This window comes from Kineococcus sp. GCM10028916 (assembly GCF_042674865.1).
Taxonomy (GTDB): domain Bacteria; phylum Actinomycetota; class Actinomycetes; order Actinomycetales; family Kineococcaceae; genus Kineococcus.
Window position 1 is genome coordinate 128,420 of the sequence record NZ_JBHTFM010000001.1, and the last position, 21,421, is coordinate 149,840.

The window sequence follows — 21,421 nt, forward strand, 5'->3', positions numbered from 1 at the left end:
CCACCGCACCACCCGTCGGCGGTCGGCCGGACGCCTCACCGCGTCCGCGTCCGACCGCCGACGCGCGCAGCACCCACCCCGCCTCCCGAGGAGCTCCGTGAGCAGCCCCGCCCGCAAGATCGTGGTCACCGGACCCTTCGGGGCCGGCAAGACCACGTTCGCCACCACCGTCACCGAAGGCCTCGGGGGTGGGACGCTCGTGACCACCGAGACCGGGGTCAGCGACGAGACGGCCGCGCTCAAGGCCTCCACGACGGTCGCGATGGACCACACCAGCTTCACGGTGCCCGCCCCCGCCACCGCCGGCTGGGACGACGTCAAGGTCAACCTCTTCGGCACCCCGGGTCAGGAACGGTTCTCCTTCATGTGGGAACTGCTGGCCCGGAACATGGACGGCTACCTCGTCCTCGTCGACGCCAGCCGCTCCACCAGCATCGAGGCGGCCGCCGACATCGTCGGGGCCTTCCAACGCATCGCCCCGGCCGCCCCGCGCCTGGTCGCGGTCAGCCGCTGGGCCGACCCCGCCGGCACCCGCGCCCGACTGGCGCAGCTCCTCGGCACCTCGCCGTCGGCGCTCATCGCCTGCGACCCCCGCGACCTGTCCCAGTGCACGGCCGTCCTGACCGTCCTGCTCGACGGCGTCCACACCCTCGAGAGCCGCCGCGTCGCCGCCGGCACGGACGGAGTCACAGCATGATCGTGAAGCAGCACGCGATGCGGGTCAGCGGCGCCCTCAAGCGCGACATCCCGGGGCTGCGGCGGATCCTCGTCGCCCGCACCGACGGCCTCGCCTTCCACGACGACGGTCCCGAACGCGACCACGAGTCCGCGGCCGCCATCGTCGCGACCGTCCTCGGCATCGCCCAGCGCGCCGCGGACGCCAACGTCCTCGGCCCCTTCCAGTCCACGACCGTCAAGGGCACCGACGGCGCTCTCGTCGTGTACGCGATCACCACCAGCCACATCCTCGCCGTCGTCACCGACCCCTCCGTCAACCTCGTGCTGCTCGACCGCCTCGCCCTCAAGCTGGTCGCCGACCTCGCCGGCGCCGAGTCCGGCGCGACACCGGCCCGCGCCCGCTGACCCCTCGGGGGAGTGCTCCCCGGGGTGCGGCGTTCCGTAGGATCGTCCGTGCGCACACCGCGCTCTGACGATCGAAGGGACCTCCCGTGCTCCGCACCCACGAGGCCGGCAGCCTGCGCGCCGGTCACGCCGGACAGACCGTGACGCTCACCGGCTGGGTGGCGCGTCGACGGGATCACGGGGGAGTGGCCTTCCTGGACCTGCGCGACGCCTCGGGTGTCGTCCAGGTCGTCGCCCGCGACGAGATCCTCGACGCCGGTGGTGCCCGCGACCTGCGCAACGAGTACTGCATCCGCATCACCGGCGACGTCCGGCTGCGCCCCGACGGCAACGACAACGCCAACATCCCCACGGGTGCGGTCGAGGTCGACACCACGGCGCTGGAGGTCCTCTCCGAGGCCGCGCCGCTGCCGTTCCAGATCGACGACCACCTCACCGTCGGTGAGGAGGCCCGGCTGAAGTACCGCTACCTCGACCTGCGCCGCACCGGCCCCGCGAACGCGCTGAAGCTGCGCTCGGCCGCGAACAAGGCCGCGCGCACCGTGCTCGAGGAACACGCGTTCACCGAGGTCGAGACCCCGACGCTGACCCGGTCGACCCCCGAGGGGGCGCGCGACTTCGTCGTCCCCGCGCGCCTGTCCCCGGGCTCCTGGTACGCCCTGCCGCAGAGCCCGCAGCTGTTCAAGCAGTTGCTGATGGTCGCCGGCATGGAGCGCTACTACCAGATCGCCCGCTGCTACCGCGACGAGGACTTCCGCGCCGACCGGCAGCCGGAGTTCACCCAGCTCGACATCGAGATGAGCTTCGTCGAGCAGGACGACGTCATCACCCTCGGCGAGCAGATCGTCTCCGCGCTCTGGAAGCTCATCGGCTACGACGTGCCGCTGCCGATCCCGCGGATGACCTTCGAGGAGGCCATGCGCCGCTACGGCTCCGACAAGCCCGACCTGCGCTTCGGCATCGAACTCGTCGAGTGCGCGGAGTTCTTCGCGGACACCAGCTTCCGCGTCTTCCAGTCCCCCTACGTCGGTGCCGTCGTCATGCCGGGTGGGGCCTCCCAGCCGCGCAAGACCCTCGACGCCTGGCAGGAGTGGGCCAAGCAGCGCGGAGCCCGCGGGCTGGCCTACGTCCTCGTCGGCGAGGACGGCGAACTCGCCGGTCCGGTCGCCAAGAACCTCTCCGACACCGAACGCGCCGGTCTCGCCGCGCACGTCGGCGCGAACCCCGGCGACTGCATCTTCTTCGCCGCCGGCGCCGTGAACCCCTCCCGCGCCCTCCTCGGAGCCGCCCGCGCCGAGATCGCCAAGCGCACCGGCGCGATCGACGAGAACGCGTGGTCCTTCCTCTGGGTCGTCGACGCCCCCATGTTCAAGTCCGCGGCCGAGGATGACGACGTGTCGATCGGCGGCGGTAGCTGGAACGCCGTGCACCACGCCTTCACCGCCCCGAAGCCCGAGCACCTCGACACCTTCGACACCGACCCGGGGTCCGCGCTCACCAACGCCTACGACATCGTCTGCAACGGCAACGAGATCGGCGGCGGCTCGATCCGCATCCACCGCCGCGACGTCCAGGAACGCGTCTTCGCGGTCATGGGCATCTCCGAGGCCGACGCGCGGGAGAAGTTCGGCTTCCTCCTCGACGCGTTCTCCTTCGGCGCCCCGCCGCACGGCGGGATCGCCTTCGGCTGGGACCGCGTCGTCGCCCTGCTCACCGGCTCCGACTCCATCCGCGAGGTCATCGCCTTCCCCAAGTCCGGCGGCGGCTACGACCCGCTGACGGCCGCTCCCGCGCCCATCACGGTGCAGCAGCGCCGCGAGGCTGGGGTCGACTTCACGCCCGAGGCCAAGAAGCCGACGGAGACCGTCGAGGCGTGATCCGGTCCGCCCTGGGGTGTGCCGTCCTGTTCGTGGCGCTCGCGGTCCTCGTGACCACGGGCGCCACGGCGCGTCCGGACCGGTTCCTCTCCGAGCTCGGGACGGCGGCCGCGGGTGCCCACCCCGGGCTCACCCGGGTCGCCCAGGTCGTCGAGGCCGTCACGCAGCCCGTGTGGGTGTACCTCGCGGGTCTCCTCGGCGTCGTGACCGTCTGGCGCCGCGGGCGCCGGCGGGCCGCGGTGGCTGCCCTGGTCGCGGGTGCGGTCGCGTCGGTGACGTCCCCGGCGTTGAAGGCGGCCTTCGACCGGGGACGTCCGGCCGTCGACCTCGGGTACACCACCGCCGGCGGCGGGTCGTTCCCCTCCGGGCACGCCCTGGCGTCGGCGACGGTGGTGCTGCTGTTCGTGCTCGTCCTGGTGCCCGCCCGGTGGCGTTCCCGCGCGATCGTCCTGGGTTCCCTGGAACTCGGGGTGGTCGCGGTGGACCGGGTCTGGGTGGGCGCGCACTGGCCCAGTGACGTGCTGGCCGGGTTCCTGCTGGCGGGTCTGATCGTCCTGCTCGCCGCCCGGTCCGCGTCAGAGGCTGACGGTGACCCAGCTGGTGCGGCGAGTGGTCCCGGTCCCGAGGCTCGCGGGTAGCGCCGCGGGGGAGACCTCGCTGACGTGCACCGGCGCGCGGTGGCCGGCGTCGACGGTCGTGGGTTCGGCCTGCGCCGCCCCGGCGAGCCCGAGGCTGCCCACCCCGGTGACGAGGCCGGCGGCGAGGAGGCGGCGGGGGAGGCGGTTCGTGCGGGTGCGCTGCGTCATGACGTCATCCTGGGGCCGGGGGTTCTGCGTGGCCCGGGAGGTTCCTGTGCGGTGGCCCAGCCCGCACCCGGCTCCCGACGACAGCGAGCGTGGTCCCGCGGGACCACGCTCGCGCTCGTGCCGACCGGGTCAGGAGGCGGTGAGGTCGTAGACCGTGGTGCCGTCGACCGTGGTCGCGGTGAAGTTCGCCGCGACCCACTCGGAGATCTCGTTGGCGTCGTCGCTGCCCCCGGAGGTGGTGGAGGCCATCGAGGAACTCGCGACGTAGTAGTGGATGTCGCCGGCCGCGACGTGGGCCTGGAACTGGGCCAGCGTCGGCGCCGGGTCGGTGCCGTTGAACCCGCCGACGGCCATGACCGGTTCCTGGGTGGCGAGCTGGTACCCGGCCGCGTTGTTCGAACCCGTCGTGGCCGCGACCCACGAGTAGGAACCGGCGTCGGCCTCGAGGAGGGCGGTGAGCGCGGCACCCGGGGTGCTGGCGCCCAGCAGGCCACCGGCCCCGCCACCCCGCGCGGACCGCGTCCCGAGTCCGGTGCCGGCGGAGCCCGTCGTGCCGCCCGTCCCGGTCGGCGGCCCGAACGTCCGCTGACCGGTCTGACCGCCGGCCCCGCCGTGGGCGAACATCCCGCTGAACTGACCGCCCCCGCGGGTGCCGGGCACCCCGCCGGCCATGCCGAAACCGGAGGACACCGTCGGGCCCGCGGAGACGATCGCCCCGGTGTGGGCGGTCGACGCCGTCTGCAGGGAGTACGAGGTGGGACCGGCGAGGACCGCGATGGCGGCCGCGACGGCACCGGCCTGCCGCAGTGAACCCCGCAGCTGACCGGACACCGGGCCACGGACGAACGCCGCCGCGACGAACCCGGCGACGGCCAGGACCCCGGCGACCAGGACGACCCAGCGCACCCACGGGACGAAGTCGGCGCTGCGGGAGAGCAGGACGACGGACCACGCCGTGCTGACCGCGACGACGACCGCGAGGACGGGCAGCGCCCACCGGGCCGACCGCAGCCGCCACAGGTCCACCGCACCCGTCGCGACCAGAGCCGCGACGGCCGGGGCCAGGGCCACCGTGTAGTAGGGGTGGATGATCCCGGACATGAAGCTGAAGGCCACGAACGTGACCAGCAACCAGCCGGCCCAGGCGAGGTAGCCGGCGCGGTGAGCGTCGGTCCGCGGGGCGCGTCGGGTCACGACGAACCCGGCGATCGCGAGCAGGAACGCCGCGGGCAGCAACCAGGAGATGTTCCCGCCGAACTCGGAGGAGAACATCCGCCCGAGACCGGTCTCGCCCCAGCCGTGGGTGGCGCCGACGCTCCCGGTCTCATCGCCGGTCAGGCGACCGAAGCCGTTGTAGCCGAACGTCAGTTCCAGGAACGAGTTGTCCTGCGAGCCGCCGACGTAGGGGCGCCAGGAGTCCGGGACGAGTTCGACGACCGCGACCCACCAGCCGCCGGCCAGCACCACCGCGCCACCCGCGACCAGCAGGTGCCGGACGCGCCGGCCGAGGCCGTGCGGCGCAGCCCACAGGTAGGCCAGTCCGAGGCCGGGTAGGACGAGGAACACCTGCAACTGCTTGGTGAGGAAACCCAGGCCGATGAACACCCCGGCCCAGCACAGGAACCGGGCCCGGCCGGTGTCGATCGACGTCAGGACCGCCCAGGTGGCGGCGATCATCAGCAGGACCAGCAGGGCGTCGGGGTTGTTGAAGCGGAACATCAGGACCGCGACGGGCGTGGTGGCCAGCAGCGCTCCGGCGATCAGACCGGCCGCGGGGGTGCTGCGACGGCGGACGGTCGCGTACAGCAGCGCCACCGCGGCGACGCCTTCGAGGGCCTGGGGCACGAGGATCGACCACGACGACAACCCGAAGACGCGCACCGACAACCCGGTGACCCACAACGCCGCCGGGGGTTTGTCGACGGTGATGGCGTTCGCCGCGTCGGAGGAGCCGTAGAACCAGGCCTCCCACGACTGCGACCCCGCCTGCGCGGCCGCGGAGTAGAAGGGGTTCGCCCACCCCGACTCCGACAACCCCACGAGGTAGAGGACGCCGGTGGTCAGGAGGAGGACGAGCAGGACGGGTCGGACCCAGCGCGGATCGGCGTCGCGACCCCGCCAGACCGACGTCGTCGCGCGTCGCCACCGCCCGGTGCTCGGCGAGGTGCCGGCGGTGCGCTCGAACCGCGGGACGGCGTCGGAGGTGGTGCTCATGCGTGCTCCTGCGGGGTGTCGACGGCCTGCTCGGCCCCGGGTTGGTGGTGCCTGCGGCTGCGGAACACCCAGGAGCGCAGCAGCAGGAAGCGGACGACCGTCGCCGCGAGGTTCGCCGCGGTGAGGACCGCGAGCTCGACCCCGCGACCGGCGTCGGGGTTCCCCGAGTGCAGCGCCGACAGGCTGCCGGCGGTGATGGCCCAGCCGAGCAGGAACACGAACAGCCCCTGCGCCTGGTGCCGTCCCGCCCCGTCCCGCCCGCGGACCCCGAACGTCACGCGACGGTTCAGGGCGGTGTTCGCGACCGCGGTGACGAGGAGGGCCACGAAGTTCGCGACCTGGGCGCTGCCGAACTCCTGGAACAGCAGGTACAGCAGGGCGTAGGCGGCCGTGCTGGTGAGCCCGACCGCGATGAACCGGGTGAGCTGCCCCGCGAGCGAGGTCGGGACGCCGGCGAGGGCGGCGGGCTGCGGGCCGCGGCCGAGGCTGGCGCGGATCTCCTTCAGCGGCAACTGGCCCGAGGCCATCGCCCCCGCGAGCCGGCGGATCCCGCGCAGGTCGGCCACCGCGGTGGCGACGATGTCGACGGTGCTGTCGGGGTCGTCGACCCAGTCGACTGGGATCTCCTGGATCCGCAGGCCGGACCGTTCGGCGAGCACCAGCACCTCGGTGTCGAAGAACCAGCCGGTGTCCTCGACGAGGGGCAGGATCTCCCGGGCCACGTCGGCGCGGAGGGCCTTGAAACCGCACTGGGCGTCGGTGAAGCGCACCCGCAGCGTGCCGTGCAGGATCAGGTTGTAGCAGCGGGAGATGATCTCGCGCTTCGCGCCGCGGACGACGTGGGAACCCTTCGCCAGCCGCGAACCGATGGCGACGTCGGAGTGGCCGGAGAGCAGGCCCGCGACCAGCGGCAGCAGGGCCGCGAGGTCGGTGGAGAGGTCGACGTCCATGTAGGCGAGGACCTCGGCGTCGGAGGCGGACCAGACCCGGTTCAGCGCCCGCCCGCGCCCCTTCTCCTCGAGCCGGACGTGGCGGACGTCGGGGAGCTCCTCGGCCAGGGCGCGGGCGACCCGCGGGGTGCCGTCGGTGCTGGCGTTGTCGGCGACGGTGATGCGGGTGCGGAAGGGGAAGCGGGCCACGTGCGCGTGCAGGCGGCGGACGCAGGGTTCGAGGTCGGTCTCCTCGTTGAAGACGGGGACCACGACGTCCAGGACGGGAGCCCCGGAGGTGGCGGCGGTGGTGCCCCAGGTGGCGGTGTCCGCGGCCGGCCGGGGCCGGGGTGGCGTCGTCCCCGTGGAGGAGGTGGTCGCTGTCATGGTCCCAAGGTCGTCCCGCGACCTCCGGGTGCCGTGGGCTGCCGCTGTGGTCGACCTGTGAGACCCCGCGCCCGCGATCACGGGTCTCAGCTCGAGGGCAGGGTGACGCGGAACGCGGTGCGTCCGGGGCGGCTGTCCACCGTCACGGACCCGTGGTGGGAGGTCACCACGGCCTGCACGATCGCCAGGCCGAGGCCGGTGCTGCCGGCGGCCCGGGAACGCGAGGAGTCCGCGCGGGCGAACCGCTCGAACACGCGGGGGAGGACGTCGGGGTCGATGCCCGGACCGTCGTCGACGACCTCGAGGTGGGTCCTCGCGCCGTCCGGCACGATCCCGACGGTGACCGTCGTCCCCGGCGGGGTGTGGGTGCGGGCGTTGGCGAGCAGGTTCGTCAGCACCTGGTGCAGTCGGCCGGGGTCACCGACGACCTCGACGGCTTCGTCGGGCAGGTCCAGGCGCCACCGGTGGTCGCGGCCGGCGACCTGCGCGTCGCTCACCGCGTCGAGGACGGTCATCGTGAGGTCGACGTTCTCACGGTCCAGCGGACGGCCGGAGTCGAGGCGGGCCAGCAGCAGCAGGTCTTCGACGAGACCCGTCATGCGGACCGCCTCGGACTCGACCCGGCCCATGGCGTGCGCGACGTCGGGCGGGACCTGGTCGCGGGAACGGCGGGTCAGCTCGGAGTACCCGCGGATCGCGGCCAGCGGGGTGCGGAGCTCGTGGCTGGCGTCGGCGACGAACTGCCGGACGCGCTGCTCGGACGTGTGCCGGGCCTCGAGGGCGGACCCGACGTTCTCCAGCATCCGGTTCAGCGCGAGGCCGACCTTGCCGACCTCGGTGGCTCCGTCGGCGTCGGCGTCGGGGACGCGCAGCGAGAGGTCGACCTCACCGCGGTCCAGCTCGAGTTCGGAGACCCGGGCCGCCGTGGTCGCGACCCGTTGCAGCGGAAGGAGATCACGCCGCACCAGGAAGGAACCCACGACGGCCGCGACGGCGACGCCGCCGAGGATGACGGCGACCTCGACGCCCACGACGGTGAGCAGGGTCCGGTTCACGTCGGCCAGCGGCAAGCCGGTGACCTGCAGCGACCCGTCGTCGAGGATGGTGGCCGCGATCCGGTACCGGCCCAGACCGTCGAGGTCCACGGTGAGTTCCTGGCCGGCGGTGATCTCCTCCAGGACGTCCGACTGCGCGGCGCTCAGCTGACGGACGCAGGGGGTCTGCGTGGAGATCGAGTCGTCGTAGACGCCGGACTGCGACGTCAGCAGCTCTCCGCCGGAGTAGCGCGCGTACAGGGTCCCGTCGGTCTGACCCGGTCCGACGAAGGACGGGGTCGTGCCGTCGCTGCACGTGGTCCGGTCGAACTGCTCCGGGGGCGGGAAGTTCCCGCCGCTGCCCCCGCCGCGGTCGGGGTCACCGACGAAGCGCTGGGAGCGGTTCACCGTCGCGTCCAGCTGCTTCTCGACCCGCCCCATGAGCGAGAAGTAGAGCGCCCCCGCCGTCACCACCCCGATGACGAGTCCGACCGCGACCAGCAGCGCGCTCGTCGTGAGCACGAGCCGGCTGCGCAGGGTCTGGGGCTGGCGCAGCCGGGGGAAGGGGGACAGCACCCGGGGATCAGCTCCGACGGATCGAGGGTCAGCTGGCGACGGCGACGACACCGTCGGCGGGCTTGAGCACGTAGCCGGCGCCGCGGACGGTGTGGATCATCGGGTTGCGGCCGGCGTCGAGCTTGCGGCGCAGGTAGGAGATGTAGAGCTCGACGATGTTCGCCTGGCCACCGAAGTCGTAGTTCCAGACGCGGTCGAGGATCTGCGCCTTGGACAGCACCCGGCGGGGGTTGCGCATCAGGTAGCGCAGCAGTTCGAACTCGGTGGCGGTGAGCTTGATCTCCACGCCGTCGCGGGTGACCTCGTGGCTGTCCTCGTCGAGGACGAGGTCCCCGACGGCGAGGACGGGTTCCTGCTTCGCTGCGGCGAGACCGGAACGGCGCAGCAGGCTGCGCAGCCGGGCCACGACCTCCTCCAGGCTGAACGGCTTCGTGACGTAGTCGTCACCCCCGGCGGTGAGACCGGCGACGCGGTCCTCCACGGCGTCCTTCGCGGTGAGGAAGAGGACGGGGACGTCGGTCGCGTCGGCGCGCAGGCGGCGCAGGACCTCGAGGCCGTCGATGTCCGGGAGCATGATGTCGAGGATGACGGCGTCGGGACGGAACGTCCGGGCGGCGCGGACCGCGTCGAGACCGTTGCCGGCCGTCTGCACCTCCCAGCCCTCGTAGCGCAGGGTCATGCTGAGCAGCTCCGACAGCGTCGACTCGTCGTCCACGACGAGGACCCGCAGAGCGGTGCCGTCGGGGCGGGTGAGTTCCGATCGGCGGTTGGTGATCGCGGTCATGGCTCCATGCTCGACCCTGAACCTGCCAGCTGTCGTGGGAAACCCTGAGACGGACCTGTGTGTCGTCACTGGATCGGACCAATGAGGACCCTGTGACTGCTGGTGCGCCACTCCGCCCATCCACCACGCTTCTAGGGCCCTGTCCCGCAACCCCTCTGCTCAGGAGGCGGCGAGTTCCCCGTCGACGACGGGCCGGGCCAGCGCGAGGACCTGCTCGACCGCGGGGCGGGCGGTCGAGGTCGTGCACTCGGCCCCCCACGCGGCGCAGAGCCGGCGCACCCGCTCCACGAAGCGGAGGGCGCTCGCGTCCACGGCGGTCACCTCGCGGACGTCGAGGTGCACGCGGGCCCGGGTGGTCGCGAGGTGGGCGCAGTGCTGCTCCACCCGGCGGGCGATCCGGGCGAGTTCCTCGGCCAGGACGAGGTCGACGTCGCCGGTGAGCGTGACCGTGAACCGGTCCCCGTCGGTGCGGGTGCTCACGCCGGACACCGCGACGGCGGCCCGGGACTCGGCGGAGGTCTCGACCGGGGTCCAGGTCCGTGTCGCGCCCGGGAGCTCGGCGCCCCGCAGGGGCCCGGTGCCCGAGCGGGTGACGAGGTGGATGCGGAGAGGTGTGTGGGTCATCGCGGCAGCCTCGCTGCGCGGTGTGGGTGGGAGTGCGGAGGAACCTGTGACTGGGCTGCGTGCCGTGTCCCGGGGAGCACGTACCTTGTCCGCGTGGCCGACCTCTTCTCCAGTGCGAGCGCGGAGGACTCCGTGGGGGCGGACGGAAGCACGACCCCGTCGGTGCTCGCCGGGGCGCCGCTGGCCGTCCGGATGCGACCGCGCTCGATCGACGAGGTCGTCGGTCAGCAGCACCTCCTGCAACCCGGCTCGCCGTTGCGCCGCCTCGCCGCCGACGGCGACCTCGGTCGCGCCGGTCCGGCCTCGGTGATCCTCTGGGGGCCCCCGGGAACGGGGAAGACGACGCTGGCCAACGTCCTCGCGCACTCCGGGGGTCGCAAGTTCGCGGAACTCTCCGCGGTCACGGCGGGGGTGAAGGACGTCCGCAAGGTCATGGAGGCCGCCCGCGACGACCGCGACCTCTACCGCCGTCAGACCGTGCTGTTCCTCGACGAGATCCACCGCTTCACCAAGGCCCAGCAGGACGCCCTGCTGCCCGGGGTGGAGAACCGCTGGGTGGTGCTCGTCGCCGCCACCACGGAGAACCCGAACTTCTCCGTCGTCACCCCGCTGCTGTCCCGCTCGCTGCTCCTGACGTTGCAGCCGTTGACGATCGCCGACGTGGAGGGGTTGCTGCGCAAGGCGGTCGAGGACCCCCGGGGGCTCGCGGGGGAGGTCACGATCGACGACGACGCGCTCGCCCACCTCGTGCGGGTCGCCGACGGTGACGCCCGACGCGCGCTGACGGCGCTCGAGGCCGCGGCCGGGACGGCGCTCGACGACTCCGCGGCCGGGACGGCGCGGATCACCCTCGTCCACGCCGAACGCGCCCTGGACCGCGCCGCCGTCCGCTACGACCGGCAGGGCGACCAGCACTACGACGTGGCCAGCGCCCTCATCAAGTCGATGCGCGGTTCCGACGTCGATGCCGCCCTGCACTACCTGGCCCGCATGATCGAGGCGGGGGAGGACCCCCGCTTCATCGCCCGGCGGATCGTCATCGCGGCCTCCGAGGACGTCGGGATGGCCGACCCGTCGGCCCTGCAGACGGCCGTCGCCGCGATGCACGCCGTGGCCCAGATCGGGATGCCGGAGGCGCGGATCGTCCTGGCCCAGGCCGTCGTGCACAACGCGACGGCGCCGAAGTCCAACGCCTCCTACCTGGGCATCAACGCGGCGATCGCCGACGTCCGTGCGGGTCTCGGCGGGTCGGTCCCCCCGCACCTGCGCGACGCGCACTACTCCGGCGCGCAGAAGCTCGGCCACGGCAAGGGCTACGTTTACACCCACGACGTCCCCGCCGGGGTCGCGGAGCAGCAGTACGCCCCCGACGAACTCGTCGGCAAGGACTACTACGTCCCCACCGACCGGGGTTTCGAGAACCAGGTCCGCGAGCGCCTCGCCCGGCTGCGCCGGATCCTGCGGGGTCGCTGAGCCGGTACGTTCCCCGCGTGCCCGGTCTCCGTTCCGCCCTCACCCGCCTCCTCGCGATCGGCGGTCGCGCGGCGCTGCGCGAGCTCGAACGCCAGACCGCCGCGCCCCGGCGGACACCCACCTCCGCCGACGCCGGTCGCGAACGTCTCCGTCCGCGTCGCGGCGGTGCCGCGGTGGCCTCCGGCGGGGTGGCGATCGAGTACGCGCCCCGCGCGGACGGTCGCCCCGACCCCGGCGAGGTCGTCTGGGCGTGGGTGCCCTTCGAGGAGATGGACGGGCGCGGCAAGGACCGCCCGGTGCTCGTCGTCGGTCGCTCCGGCGACGACCTCGTCGGGCTGATGATGACGAGCAAGGACCACGACCGCGACCCCGCGGACGGCCGGGTCTGGATCGACGTCGGCTCCGGCCCCTGGGACCGCCAGGGCCGGCCCAGCGAGGTCCGCGTCGACCGCGTGCTGACCGTCTCCCCGCGCGACGTGCGCCGCGAGGGTTCCGCGCTGGAGCGCGCCCGCTTCGACGCCGTCGTCGCCGAAGGCCGTCGCCTCCACGGCTGGTGAGCCCGCCGGGTCCTGACGTGGATCCCCGACCGACCGCTCCACGCAACCCGCTGGACGGGGACGGGTAGGGTCGATGGCTGTACTGAGCACCACCCCCGCACCACACGGCAGCAGACCCAGCAGCAGGAGGCACGTCCGATGCAGACGGCAGAGATCCGTCGTCGGTGGCTCGACTTCTTCGAGCGCAAGGGGCACACCATCGTGCCCAGCGCCTCGCTGGTGTCGACCGACCCGAGCCTCATGTTCACCGTCGCCGGGATGGTGCCGTTCATCCCCTACCTCACCGCTCAGGTGCCCGCGCCGTACAAGCGCGCGACGAGCGTGCAGAAGTGCCTGCGGACCCTCGACATCGAGGAGGTCGGCAAGACCACCCGGCACGGCACGTTCTTCCAGATGAACGGCAACTTCTCCTTCGGCGACTACTTCAAGCGCGAGGCCATCACCTTCGCCTGGGAACTGCTGACGACGCCCGAGGCCGACGGCGGCCTCGGCTTCGACCCGACGCGGCTGTGGACCACGGTCTACCTCGACGACGACGAGGCGTTCCGGCTGTGGCAGGAGATCGGCATGCCCGCCGAGCGCATCCAGCGCCGCGGCAAGGCCGACAACTACTGGAACACCGGCCAGCCCGGCCCCGGCGGCCCCTGCTCCGAGATCTACTACGACCGCGGTCCCGAGTTCGGCGCCGAGGGCGGCCCCGAGGCCGACGAGGACCGCTACATCGAGATCTGGAACCTCGTCTTCATGCAGTACCAGCTCTCCGCGGTGCGGTCGAAGGTCGACTTCGACGTCGAGGGCGAGCTCCCCGCGAAGAACATCGACACCGGCATGGGGCTCGAACGCGTCGCCTTCCTCAAGCAGGGCGTCGACAACATGTACGAGATCGACGAGGTCCGCCCCGTCCTCGACTACGCGGCGCTCGCGGCCGAGAAGGACTACGGCGCCAACCACGAGGACGACGTCCGCATGCGCGTCGTGGCCGACCACGTCCGCAGCGCCCTCATGCTCATCGGCGACGGCGTCACCCCCGGCAACGAGGGCGCGGGCTACGTGCTGCGTCGCCTGATCCGTCGTGCGGTCCGCGCGATGCGCCTGCTCGGTTTCGAGGACGAGGCGCTGCCGATCCTGCTGCCCGCCTCGATGGAGGTCATGAGCGCCTCCTACCCGGAGCTGCGCACCGACTTCGACCGGATCTCGAAGGTCGCCTACGCCGAGGAGCAGGCGTTCCGGCGCACCCTCGTCTCCGGCACCGCGATCTTCGAAACGGCTGTGGCGCAGACGAAGGCGGCGGGCGGTTCGACGCTGACGGGCGACCGCGCGTTCCAGCTGCACGACACCTACGGGTTCCCGATCGATCTGACCCTGGAGATGGCGGCCGAGGCCGGCGTTACCGTCGACGAGCCGGGTTTCCGCACGTTGATGGCCGAGCAGGTCGGCCGGGCCAAGGCGGACGCGAAGGCGAAGAAGCTCGGCGGGCTGGACCTGTCGATCTACCGCCAGACGCTGGAGCAGCTGACCGCGCCGGTCACCTTCACCGGCTACGAGCTCGCCGACGGGGAAGCACGGATCTCCGTGGTCCTGCAGGGCGGGGTCTCCACGCCGTCCGCTCCGACCGGCAGCGACGTCGAGGTCGTGCTCGACCGCACGCCGTTCTACGCCGAGGGCGGTGGACAGCTCGCCGACCACGGCACGATCACCACGACCGGTGGCGCCGTCGTCACCGTCACCGACGTGCAGCAGCCCGTCCGCGGGCTCTATGTCCACAAGGGCAGCGTCACCAGCGGTGAGGTCGTCGCGGGGGACGGCGCGCACGCCGTCGTCGACGCGAACCGCCGTCGTGCGGTGAGTCGCGCCCACACCGCGACGCACCTCGTGCACCAGGTCGTGCGCGAGCACCTCGGTGACACCGCCACCCAGGCCGGGTCGCAGAACGCGCCGGGCCGGATGCGCTTCGACTACCACTCCAGCTCCCAGGTCGCGGCGGCCCTCGTGCGCGACATCGAGGGCGTCGTCAACGAACGGGTGGCCGACGACCTCCCCGTGTCCGCGGCGATCATGGACCGGGAGTCGGCGCTGAACTCGGGGGCCATGGCCCTCTTCGGCGAGAAGTACGGCGACAAGGTCCGCGTCGTCTCCATCGGCGAGAACTGGTCGAAGGAACTCTGCGGGGGGACGCACACCCTGACGTCGCAGCAGGTCGGGCTCGTCTCGATCGTCTCGGAGTCCTCCATCGGTTCCGGTGCGCGCCGCATCGAGGCTCTCGTCGGCACCGACGCGTACGCGTTCCTCACGCGTGAGCACCTGCTGGTCAACCAGCTCACCGAGGTCGTCAAGGCGCGGCCCGAGGAACTGGCCGACCGCATCGGTTCGCTGCTGACCCGTCTCGGCGACGCCGAGAAGGAGATCGCGAAGCTGCGCGCGGGCCAGGTCCTCGCGCTCGCGCCGACGATCGCCGCCGACCCCGTCGACAAGTTCGGGGTCCACGTCGTCACCTACGACGCCGGGACGGTCTCGGCCGACGACCTGCGCACGCTCGTCCTCGACGTCAGGTCGCGGCTCGGGGACGCACGGCCCACGGTCGTCGCGATCGCGGGGGTCGCCAAGGACCGTCCGGTCGTCGTCGTGGCCACCAACGCCGAGGCGCGCCGCTGGGGCGTCAAGGCCGGTGAACTCGTGCGCGGCGCCGCGCAGACCCTCGGCGGGGGCGGTGGCGGCAAGGACGACCTCGCCCAGGGCGGTGGTCAGGACGCGACCAAGGTCGTGGCCGCGCTGCAGGGGATCGAGGACTTCGTCGGCGCCCGCGTGACCGGCTCGGTCTGAGGGTGCGGCCAGGCGCCCGACTCGCCGTGGACGTCGGGAGCGTCCGGGTCGGCCTCGCGGCGTGCGACCCTGCAGGCGTGATCGCCTCACCCGTGCGGACCCTCGTCCGCGATCCGGAGCGCGACGGTGACGTCGCCGAGATCGCGGCCGAGGCCCGCGCGCGGGCGGCGGTCGAGATCGTCATGGGTCTGCCGCTGTCGATGGACGGGTCCCAGGGCCCGGCGGCCTTGCGCGCGCTCGACTACGCGGCCAAGATCGTCCGAGCCGTCCCGGAGGTGCCGGTCCGACTCGTCGACGAGCGGCTGAGCACCGTCGACGCGCACCGGTTGCTGCACGCCGCCGGCAAGAAGGAGAAGCAGTTCCGCGCGGTGGTCGACCAGGCCGCCGCGGTGGTGCTGCTGCAGTCAGCGTTGGACGCCGAGCGTGCAGGTCACGCGCCCGGACGGGTGATGGAAGGGCCGAAGGGGCGCCGCAAGGCCCGCCACCGCGGGCACGGTGTGACCTCTGAGGGTCAGCAGGCCGCGGAAGGACAGGCACGTCCCGACGCCACGGAGGGCAGGGGCTCATGATGGACCTGATGGATCTTCCCGACACCCGCTCGGACGGGTCACGGCGGCGACGCCGCCTCCGTCGCCGACGCGCGCTCGTCGCGATCGTCGCGGCGCTGGCCGTCATCGGGGGCGGGACGTGGGTGGCCTGGGGCACCCTCGGACCGGTCGTGGCCCACTTCACCGAGAGCGACGACTGGGACGGTACGGGCACCGGGAGCGTCGACGTCAAGGTCGCCAGCGGTGACACCGGCCGGGCCATCGGGCGCACCCTCGTCGACGCGGGCGTGGTGAAGACCCAGAACGCGTTCGTGTCTGCTGCCCAGACCCAGCCGAAGTTCTCCGGGATCCAGCCGGGTACCTACCGGCTGAAGGAGCACATGTCCGGCACCGCCGCCGTCGCGCTGATGCTCGACCCGAGCGCCAAGGTCACCACCAAGCTGACGATCCCCGAGGGGCTGCGGGCCGAGCAGGTCTACGCGCTGATCGAGAAGAACACCTCCATCGCCGACGCCGACGTCCGCGCGGCGCTGGCGAACCCGGCCGCGCTCGGTCTGCCGGCGTCCGCGAACGGCAACGTCGAGGGCTACCTCTTCCCCGCGACCTACGACGTCGACCCTGACGAGACCGCCGTCGAGCTGCTCACCGCGATGGTCGCCCAGTCGACGAAGGTCATGGCCGACCTCGGCGTCACCCCCGAGCAGATGCACGACGTCGTGGTCGAGGCGAGCATCGCGCAGAAGGAGGCGCGCAGCGCCGAGGACATGACCCGGGTGACGCGCGTCCTCGACAACCGGATGGCGATCGGGATGAACCTGCAGCTGGACTCCACGGTCAGCTACGCGGTGAACTCCTCCAACGTCGTGACGACCACCGCCGAGCAGCGGGCGACCGACTCGCCCTGGAACACCTACCTGCACCCCGGCCTGCCCGCCGGACCGATCAGCAACCCCGGCGCGGACGCCCTGCGCGCCGCCCTGGCCCCCGCCGACGGCCCGTGGCTGTTCTTCGTGACGGTGAACCTCGAGACGGGTGAGACCCGTTTCGCGACCACCATCGAGGAGCACAACGCCAACGTCGCGTTGTTCCAGCAGTACCTGCGGGAGCACCCGGAAGGCAAGTGACGTCACGATGAGGGGCTCCCGATGAAGGCCGCGGTCTGCGGTTCCCCCATCCGGCACTCGCTCTCGCCCGCCCTGCACCGGGCGGCGTACGCGGCGCTCGGGCTGGAGGGGTGGAGCTACGACCTGCTCGAGGTCGACGAGGAGCGGCTACCGGCCGTGATCGGCGACCTCGACGCCGGCTGGGCCGGACTCAGCCTCACGATGCCGCTCAAGCAGGCGGTCGTGCCGCTCGTCGACGAGGTCAGCGACTTCGCCCGCGCCGTCGGCTCCGTCAACACCGTCGTCGTCACCCCCCGACTGGACCGGCGCAACACCCCGGGGCGGCGGGGGGTGCGGTTGCGGGCCGAGAACACCGACGTCATCGGTCTGGTGACCGCGCTGGCCGAGGCCGGCGCGTCGCGGATCCGCCGGGGCGTCGTGCTGGGCGGGGGAGCGACCGCGCGGTCCGCCGTCGTGGCCCTGCTGCAGGCCGGTTGTCCCCGTCCCGTCGCCGTGGTCAGGTCTCCCGACCGGGCGGCGGAGCTGCGCGGGGTCGCCGCCCGCCTCGGCGGCGAGGTGGAGATCCGCGACTGGTCCGAGCTGGCCGTGGCGTTGTCCGCGGACGTCGTCATCTCGACCGTCCCCATCGGCGGCTCGGACGCGATGACCGACGCCGTCCTCGGCGCCTTCCGCCCGGTGTGGTGGCCGCTGCTGCTCGACGTGGTCTACGCGCCGTGGCCGACCCCGATCGCGCAACGCTGGGGCGGGGTCGTCGTCGGCGGTTTCGAGATGCTGCTGCACCAGGCCGTCGCCCAGGTGGAGCTGATGACCGGACGGGACGGGCCGGTGGAGGCGATGCGCGCGGCCGGGTTGGCGGCGCTGGCGGAGCGGGCGCGGGCCTGATCCACCCCTCGTGGGGACCAGGCACGTCCGTCCTCAGGACGCGGTGAACCGCGCCTGCGACAGGTCGACGGTGAGCTGCGCGGTCGGCGGGGCCGTGCGGTCCGGGTCGGTGGTCGCGCTGGCCACGGTCCACACCGCCAGCGTCGCGGGCCCGTCGCCCCAGGCCGCGTCGCGGGCGAAGACGTGCTTGTCGGTCACGGGCCGGTCGACCGCGATGTCCAGGGCTCCGGTCGCGGGGCACGAGGCGCTGCTCTGCTCCGACGCCGACGCCGCGAGGGCGTCCGACGTCGCCCACCACGACCCACCGGGGGCGGAGTCGCTCGCGCACGAGAGCTGGACGTCCCGACCGGTCGTCGTGGACCAGGTCAGCGCCACCGAGACCGTCCTCGCCGACACGACCACCGACGTCGCCTCCACGCGCACCGCGCCGTCGTCGACGGAGGCGGTGCGGCCCTCGCCGGGCTGGGTGGTGAGGTCGTACGTCCCGAGCTGGGGGAGGTGCTCACCGGCGCGCGCCACCTCATGCGCCTCGCGGGCCGAGCGGACCAGCAACGACGCGATCGTGACCAGGACGCCGACCGCGATGACGGCCGCGATCCCGCCCAGCCACACCAGCGGCCCACCCCGTTGCCGCCGCGTCGTGCCCCGGTCGTCCATCGCCTGCTGACTCACTGCTGTCCCCTCGAGTTCCTGCCCTGCGTGCGGGCACCAGCTTCCACCCGTCGCCTGGGAGGCGCCGGACGGGGACCGCGGCGGCGCACGTGACCTTCGTCGCGTCTGCCGAGGAGGTGCACCACCCGAACGGGCCAGCGTCGTGATCGCCGCTCTCAAGCGGGTCCCCACCCCGACCGATGAGCACAGGGGAGTGCTGGAGGTCAGCGCTCTCCTTCGTCGTGGTCGTGTGTGTGGGGAGCGAGATGGACAACGCTGGTCAGGGCGGACAGCCCTCGGAGGCTTACGTCCCGGTGAACTTCCGACCGGGCGGGGGCGACGGGGTGCCTTCGGCGCGCCCGAACATCAGCGCGCTCCTGAAGCAGCTGGAGAGCGACGAGGCCGTGATCGCCGCGCCGCCCGCTCCCGCTCCCGCTCCTCAGGAGTTCCAGCTGGCGCCCGTGGTCGAGGAGGTGCCCCGGCACTCCTCCACACCCCTCGCCGTCTCGCCCGTCGCCCCGGTGCCCGTCGGTGTGCCCGTCGTGGCGCAGCTCGTCCCCGAGGCCCGGACCGAGCACCCCGAACCCGAGGCGCTCGTGACCTCGGGTGCGGACGCCGACCGCGGCGCGACCGTCCGCATCAACGAGGTCCTCATCCGCGCGCTGGAACTGGGGGCCTCCGACGTCCACTTCACCGTCGGCACACCCCCCTCCGTCCGGGTCTCCGGCGAGGTCGAGCCCATGGACGAGTTCCCGCGGATGACGACGAACGTGCTGCAGGAGATGATCTACGCGATCCTCACCCAGAAGCAGCGCGAGACCTTCGAGGCCAACCTCGAGCTCGACTTCGCCTACCAGGTGCCCGGGCACTCCCGCTTCCGCGTCAACGTCTACCGCCAGCGCGAGTCGACCGGGGCGGCGTTCCGCCAGATCCCCTTCGACATCAAACCCCTCGAGGACCTCGGCGTCCCGCCCGTAGTCGGTTCCTTCGCGAGCCTGCAGCGCGGGTTCGTCCTCGTGACGGGTCCCACCGGTTCCGGCAAGTCGACGACCCTCGCCTCGGTGGTGGACCTCGCGAACCGGACCCGCAAGGACCACATCATGACCGTCGAGGACCCCATCGAGTTCCTGCACCGGCACAAGAGCTGCATCGTCAACCAGCGCGAGGTGGGGGAGGACACCAAGTCCTTCGCCAACGCGCTGAAGAGCGTGCTGCGCCAGGACCCCGACATCATCCTCGTCGGCGAGATGCGCGACCTCGAGACGATCTCGGTGGCCCTCACCGCCGCCGAGACCGGTCACCTCGTCTTCGGCACCCTGCACACCTCCAGCGCCGCCTCCACGATCGACCGCGTCATCGACGTCTTCCCGCCCCACCAGCAGACCCAGATCCGCACCCAGTTCGCCGGCGCCATCCAGGGGATCGTCTGCCAGACCCTCTGCAAGCGCGCCGACGGCCGCGGCCGCGTCGTCGCCACCGAGGTCCTCGTCGCCACCCCCGCCATCCGCAACCTGATCCGCGAGGGCAAGACCCACCAGATCGGCACCGCCATGCAGGCCGGCGCCCAGTTCGGGATGCACACCCTCGACCAGCACCTGGCGGAGCTCGTGAAGACCCGTCAGATCACGTTCGAACACGGCCTGGAGAAGTGCTCCGCCGCCGACGACTTCCGTCGCCTGACCGGGCGCTGAGAAAGGACCAGAGATGGCAACGGCCACGAAGGCGGCACCCCGGCAGGTCAAGGCCGGGCACACGAGCTTCGAGTACTCCGCGCGCGACCGCGGCGGCAAGCTGGTCAAGGGCGTCCTGGAGGCGAACGATCAGCAGGCGGTCGTCACCCGACTCGTCAGTCAGGGCATGGCCCCGGTCTCCGTGGTCGCGTCCAGGGCCGGCAAGGGCGTCAACATGGAGATCACCCTCCCCGGGTCCAACCGGGTGGGGCTGAAGGACCTGGCGCTGATGTCGCGGCAGTTCGCGACGATGGTGTCCTCGGGCCTCTCGCTCATCAAGGCGCTCTCGATCCTGGCGGAGCAGACCGAGAGCAAGAAGCTCGCCGCCACCCTCGGCGAGGTCCGCGGGGAGGTCGAGTCGGGTACGTCCCTCTCGACGGCCCTCGCCCGGCACATCGACGTCTTCCCGCCCTTGATGATCAACATGATCCGCGCCGGCGAGGTCGGCGGTTTTCTGGACCAGGTGCTGATCCAGCTCGCCGACAACTTCGAAGCCGAGGTGAAGCTGAAGGCCAAGGTGAAGTCCGCCATGACCTACCCGGTCGTGGTGTTCGTCATCGCCATCTTGGCGGTCGTCGGGATGCTGCTCTTCATCGTCCCGGTCTTCGCCACGATGTTCTCCGACCTGGGGGGCAAGCTTCCACTCCCGACCCAGGTGCTGGTGTGGCTGTCCAACGCCATGAAGTTCGTCGCTCCGATCGGCCTCGTCGCCGGGATCGCCGGGTCGATCGTCTGGCGCCGGGTCAAGAACCGGGACGGTGTGCGCAACGTCGTCGATCCGCTGAAGCTGAAGATGCCGATCTTCGGCATGCTGACGCAGAAGATCGCCCTCAGCAGGTTCACACGGAACCTGGGGACGATGCTTCGATCGGGCGTCCCCATCCTTCAGAGCCTGGAGATCGTCGGATCGGCCAGCGGAAACGTCGTGGTCCAACGGGCGGCCACTGACGTCATGGAGAGCGTGAGATCAGGGCAGTCGTTGGCGGGTCCCCTGGCCCAGCACCGCATCTTCCCCGCCATGGTCGTCCAGATGATGAGCGTCGGCGAGGACACGGGCGCACTGGACACCATGCTGCACAAGATCTCCGACTTCTACGACCAGGAGGTAGAGGCCACGACCGAGGCCCTCACCAGCCTCATCGAGCCTCTGATGATCGCCGTCCTGGGCAGCATCATCGGCGCCATGATCATCGCCATGTACATGCCGATCTTCGGCGTCTTCAACCTCATCAACTGATCGGATGGGGCCCACTGCCGAGTGGGCTCCGGGGTCAGTGAGCAGGCCGGTCACGGCTCATGAGCGGCAGGCTCCTCACGGGCCG

General features: G+C 72.2%; 19 protein-coding genes. 12 read left to right on the plus strand and 7 right to left on the minus strand.

The window, feature by feature from the left end; translation table 11 throughout:
• The first annotated feature begins 97 nt into the window (after window positions 1-97).
• From ACFQ46_RS00665 to ACFQ46_RS00680, 4 genes are all read left to right on the plus strand, one after another.
• Window positions 98-697 (plus strand): ATP/GTP-binding protein, encoded by a 600-nt coding sequence (locus ACFQ46_RS00665; RefSeq protein WP_380256197.1) that lies wholly within the window; start codon window positions 98-100, stop codon window positions 695-697.
• The gene (locus ACFQ46_RS00670) at window positions 694-1,083 is read left to right on the plus strand and encodes a roadblock/LC7 domain-containing protein (RefSeq protein ID WP_380156736.1); all 390 of its coding nucleotides are present in this window, start codon (window positions 694-696) and stop codon (window positions 1,081-1,083) included. Before ACFQ46_RS00665 ends, ACFQ46_RS00670 begins: the two co-directional genes overlap by 4 nt.
• 86 nt (window positions 1,084-1,169) lie before the next feature.
• Window positions 1,170-2,960 (plus strand): aspartate--tRNA ligase, encoded by a 1,791-nt coding sequence (gene aspS / locus ACFQ46_RS00675; RefSeq protein WP_380256199.1) that lies wholly within the window; start codon window positions 1,170-1,172, stop codon window positions 2,958-2,960.
• Window positions 2,957-3,598, plus strand: coding sequence for a phosphatase PAP2 family protein (locus tag ACFQ46_RS00680; RefSeq protein ID WP_380256201.1), 642 nt, complete (start codon window positions 2,957-2,959; stop codon window positions 3,596-3,598). The genes aspS and ACFQ46_RS00680 overlap by 4 nt, the downstream gene beginning before the upstream one ends.
• On the opposite strand, the gene ACFQ46_RS00685 is transcribed toward ACFQ46_RS00680, so the two are convergent.
• From ACFQ46_RS00685 to ACFQ46_RS00710, 6 genes are all read right to left on the minus strand, one after another.
• Window positions 3,536-3,766, minus strand: coding sequence for a hypothetical protein (locus tag ACFQ46_RS00685; protein ID WP_380256203.1), 231 nt, complete (start codon window positions 3,764-3,766; stop codon window positions 3,536-3,538). The two genes, ACFQ46_RS00680 and ACFQ46_RS00685, sit on opposite strands and share 63 nt — an antisense overlap.
• A 129-nt stretch (window positions 3,767-3,895) precedes the next feature.
• On the minus strand, window positions 3,896-5,980 hold the full coding sequence (locus ACFQ46_RS00690) for an ArnT family glycosyltransferase (RefSeq protein ID WP_380256205.1): 2,085 nt from the start codon (window positions 5,978-5,980) through the stop codon (window positions 3,896-3,898).
• Window positions 5,977-7,296 (minus strand): glycosyltransferase, encoded by a 1,320-nt coding sequence (locus ACFQ46_RS00695; RefSeq protein WP_380256207.1) that lies wholly within the window; start codon window positions 7,294-7,296, stop codon window positions 5,977-5,979. The genes ACFQ46_RS00690 and ACFQ46_RS00695 overlap by 4 nt, the downstream gene beginning before the upstream one ends.
• Window positions 7,297-7,382: 86 nt before the next feature.
• Window positions 7,383-8,906 (minus strand): sensor histidine kinase, encoded by a 1,524-nt coding sequence (locus tag ACFQ46_RS00700; protein WP_380256209.1) that lies wholly within the window; start codon window positions 8,904-8,906, stop codon window positions 7,383-7,385.
• A gap of 28 nt (window positions 8,907-8,934) precedes the next feature.
• Window positions 8,935-9,690 (minus strand): response regulator transcription factor, encoded by a 756-nt coding sequence (locus ACFQ46_RS00705; protein ID WP_380256211.1) that lies wholly within the window; start codon window positions 9,688-9,690, stop codon window positions 8,935-8,937.
• 159 nt (window positions 9,691-9,849) lie between these two features.
• A complete protein-coding gene (locus ACFQ46_RS00710) occupies window positions 9,850-10,314 on the minus strand; it encodes an STAS domain-containing protein (RefSeq protein ID WP_380256213.1) in 465 nt (154 codons plus the stop codon).
• A gap of 93 nt (window positions 10,315-10,407) precedes the next feature.
• On the opposite strand from ACFQ46_RS00710, the gene ACFQ46_RS00715 reads away from it, so the two are divergent.
• The 6 genes from ACFQ46_RS00715 to ACFQ46_RS00740 all read left to right on the plus strand — a co-directional run bounded on the left by ACFQ46_RS00715 (window position 10,408) and on the right by ACFQ46_RS00740 (window position 17,718).
• Entirely contained in the window at window positions 10,408-11,787 is a 1,380-nt protein-coding gene (locus ACFQ46_RS00715; RefSeq protein WP_380256215.1) for a replication-associated recombination protein A, read from the plus strand.
• A 17-nt stretch (window positions 11,788-11,804) separates the two neighbouring features.
• The gene (locus ACFQ46_RS00720; RefSeq protein WP_380256217.1) at window positions 11,805-12,344 is read left to right on the plus strand and encodes a type II toxin-antitoxin system PemK/MazF family toxin; all 540 of its coding nucleotides are present in this window, start codon (window positions 11,805-11,807) and stop codon (window positions 12,342-12,344) included.
• Between the two features lie 138 nt (window positions 12,345-12,482).
• Window positions 12,483-15,164, plus strand: coding sequence for an alanine--tRNA ligase (gene alaS / locus ACFQ46_RS00725; RefSeq protein ID WP_380256219.1), 2,682 nt, complete (start codon window positions 12,483-12,485; stop codon window positions 15,162-15,164).
• A gap of 26 nt (window positions 15,165-15,190) precedes the next feature.
• Window positions 15,191-15,733 (plus strand): Holliday junction resolvase RuvX, encoded by a 543-nt coding sequence (gene ruvX, locus ACFQ46_RS00730; protein WP_328295883.1) that lies wholly within the window; start codon window positions 15,191-15,193, stop codon window positions 15,731-15,733.
• 8 nt (window positions 15,734-15,741) lie between these two features.
• Window positions 15,742-16,836, plus strand: coding sequence for an endolytic transglycosylase MltG (gene mltG, locus ACFQ46_RS00735; protein ID WP_380256221.1), 1,095 nt, complete (start codon window positions 15,742-15,744; stop codon window positions 16,834-16,836).
• A 21-nt stretch (window positions 16,837-16,857) separates the two neighbouring features.
• Window positions 16,858-17,718: a shikimate dehydrogenase gene (locus ACFQ46_RS00740; protein WP_380256223.1), complete on the plus strand. Its 861-nt coding sequence runs from the start codon at window positions 16,858-16,860 to the stop codon at window positions 17,716-17,718.
• Window positions 17,719-17,751: 33 nt separating this feature from the next.
• Here ACFQ46_RS00740 and ACFQ46_RS00745 read toward each other — a convergent pair whose 3' ends face one another.
• Window positions 17,752-18,390 carry a hypothetical protein gene (locus ACFQ46_RS00745; RefSeq protein ID WP_380256225.1) on the minus strand — a complete coding sequence of 213 codons (639 nt, stop codon included), beginning with the start codon at window positions 18,388-18,390 and terminating at the stop codon, window positions 17,752-17,754.
• Window positions 18,391-18,683: 293 nt separating this feature from the next.
• On the opposite strand from ACFQ46_RS00745, the gene ACFQ46_RS00750 reads away from it, so the two are divergent.
• Both ACFQ46_RS00750 and ACFQ46_RS00755 read left to right on the plus strand, forming a co-directional pair.
• Complete coding sequence (locus ACFQ46_RS00750) at window positions 18,684-20,060, plus strand: type IV pilus twitching motility protein PilT (protein WP_380256227.1); 1,377 nt, start codon at window positions 18,684-18,686, stop codon at window positions 20,058-20,060.
• 13 nt (window positions 20,061-20,073) lie between these two features.
• On the plus strand, window positions 20,074-21,336 hold the full coding sequence (locus ACFQ46_RS00755; protein WP_380256229.1) for a type II secretion system F family protein: 1,263 nt from the start codon (window positions 20,074-20,076) through the stop codon (window positions 21,334-21,336).
• Window positions 21,337-21,421 lie beyond the last annotated feature (85 nt).

Bases quoted from the DNA above. Each gene is read 5' to 3' on its own strand.
- ACFQ46_RS00670 (WP_380156736.1), top strand. From the start codon at position 694: ATGATCGTGAAGCAGCACGCGATGCGGGTCAGCGGCGCCCTCAAGCGC.
- ACFQ46_RS00685 (WP_380256203.1), bottom strand. From the start codon at position 3,766: ATGACGCAGCGCACCCGCACGAACCGCCTCCCCCGCCGCCTCCTCGCC.
- ACFQ46_RS00690 (WP_380256205.1), bottom strand. From the start codon at position 5,980: ATGAGCACCACCTCCGACGCCGTCCCGCGGTTCGAGCGCACCGCCGGC.
- ACFQ46_RS00695 (WP_380256207.1), bottom strand. From the start codon at position 7,296: ATGACAGCGACCACCTCCTCCACGGGGACGACGCCACCCCGGCCCCGG.
- ACFQ46_RS00705 (WP_380256211.1), bottom strand. From the start codon at position 9,690: ATGACCGCGATCACCAACCGCCGATCGGAACTCACCCGCCCCGACGGC.
- ACFQ46_RS00710 (WP_380256213.1), bottom strand. From the start codon at position 10,314: ATGACCCACACACCTCTCCGCATCCACCTCGTCACCCGCTCGGGCACC.
- alaS (WP_380256219.1), top strand. From the start codon at position 12,483: ATGCAGACGGCAGAGATCCGTCGTCGGTGGCTCGACTTCTTCGAGCGC.
- mltG (WP_380256221.1), top strand. From the start codon at position 15,742: ATGGATCTTCCCGACACCCGCTCGGACGGGTCACGGCGGCGACGCCGC.
- ACFQ46_RS00740 (WP_380256223.1), top strand. From the start codon at position 16,858: ATGAAGGCCGCGGTCTGCGGTTCCCCCATCCGGCACTCGCTCTCGCCC.
- ACFQ46_RS00755 (WP_380256229.1), top strand. From the start codon at position 20,074: ATGGCAACGGCCACGAAGGCGGCACCCCGGCAGGTCAAGGCCGGGCAC.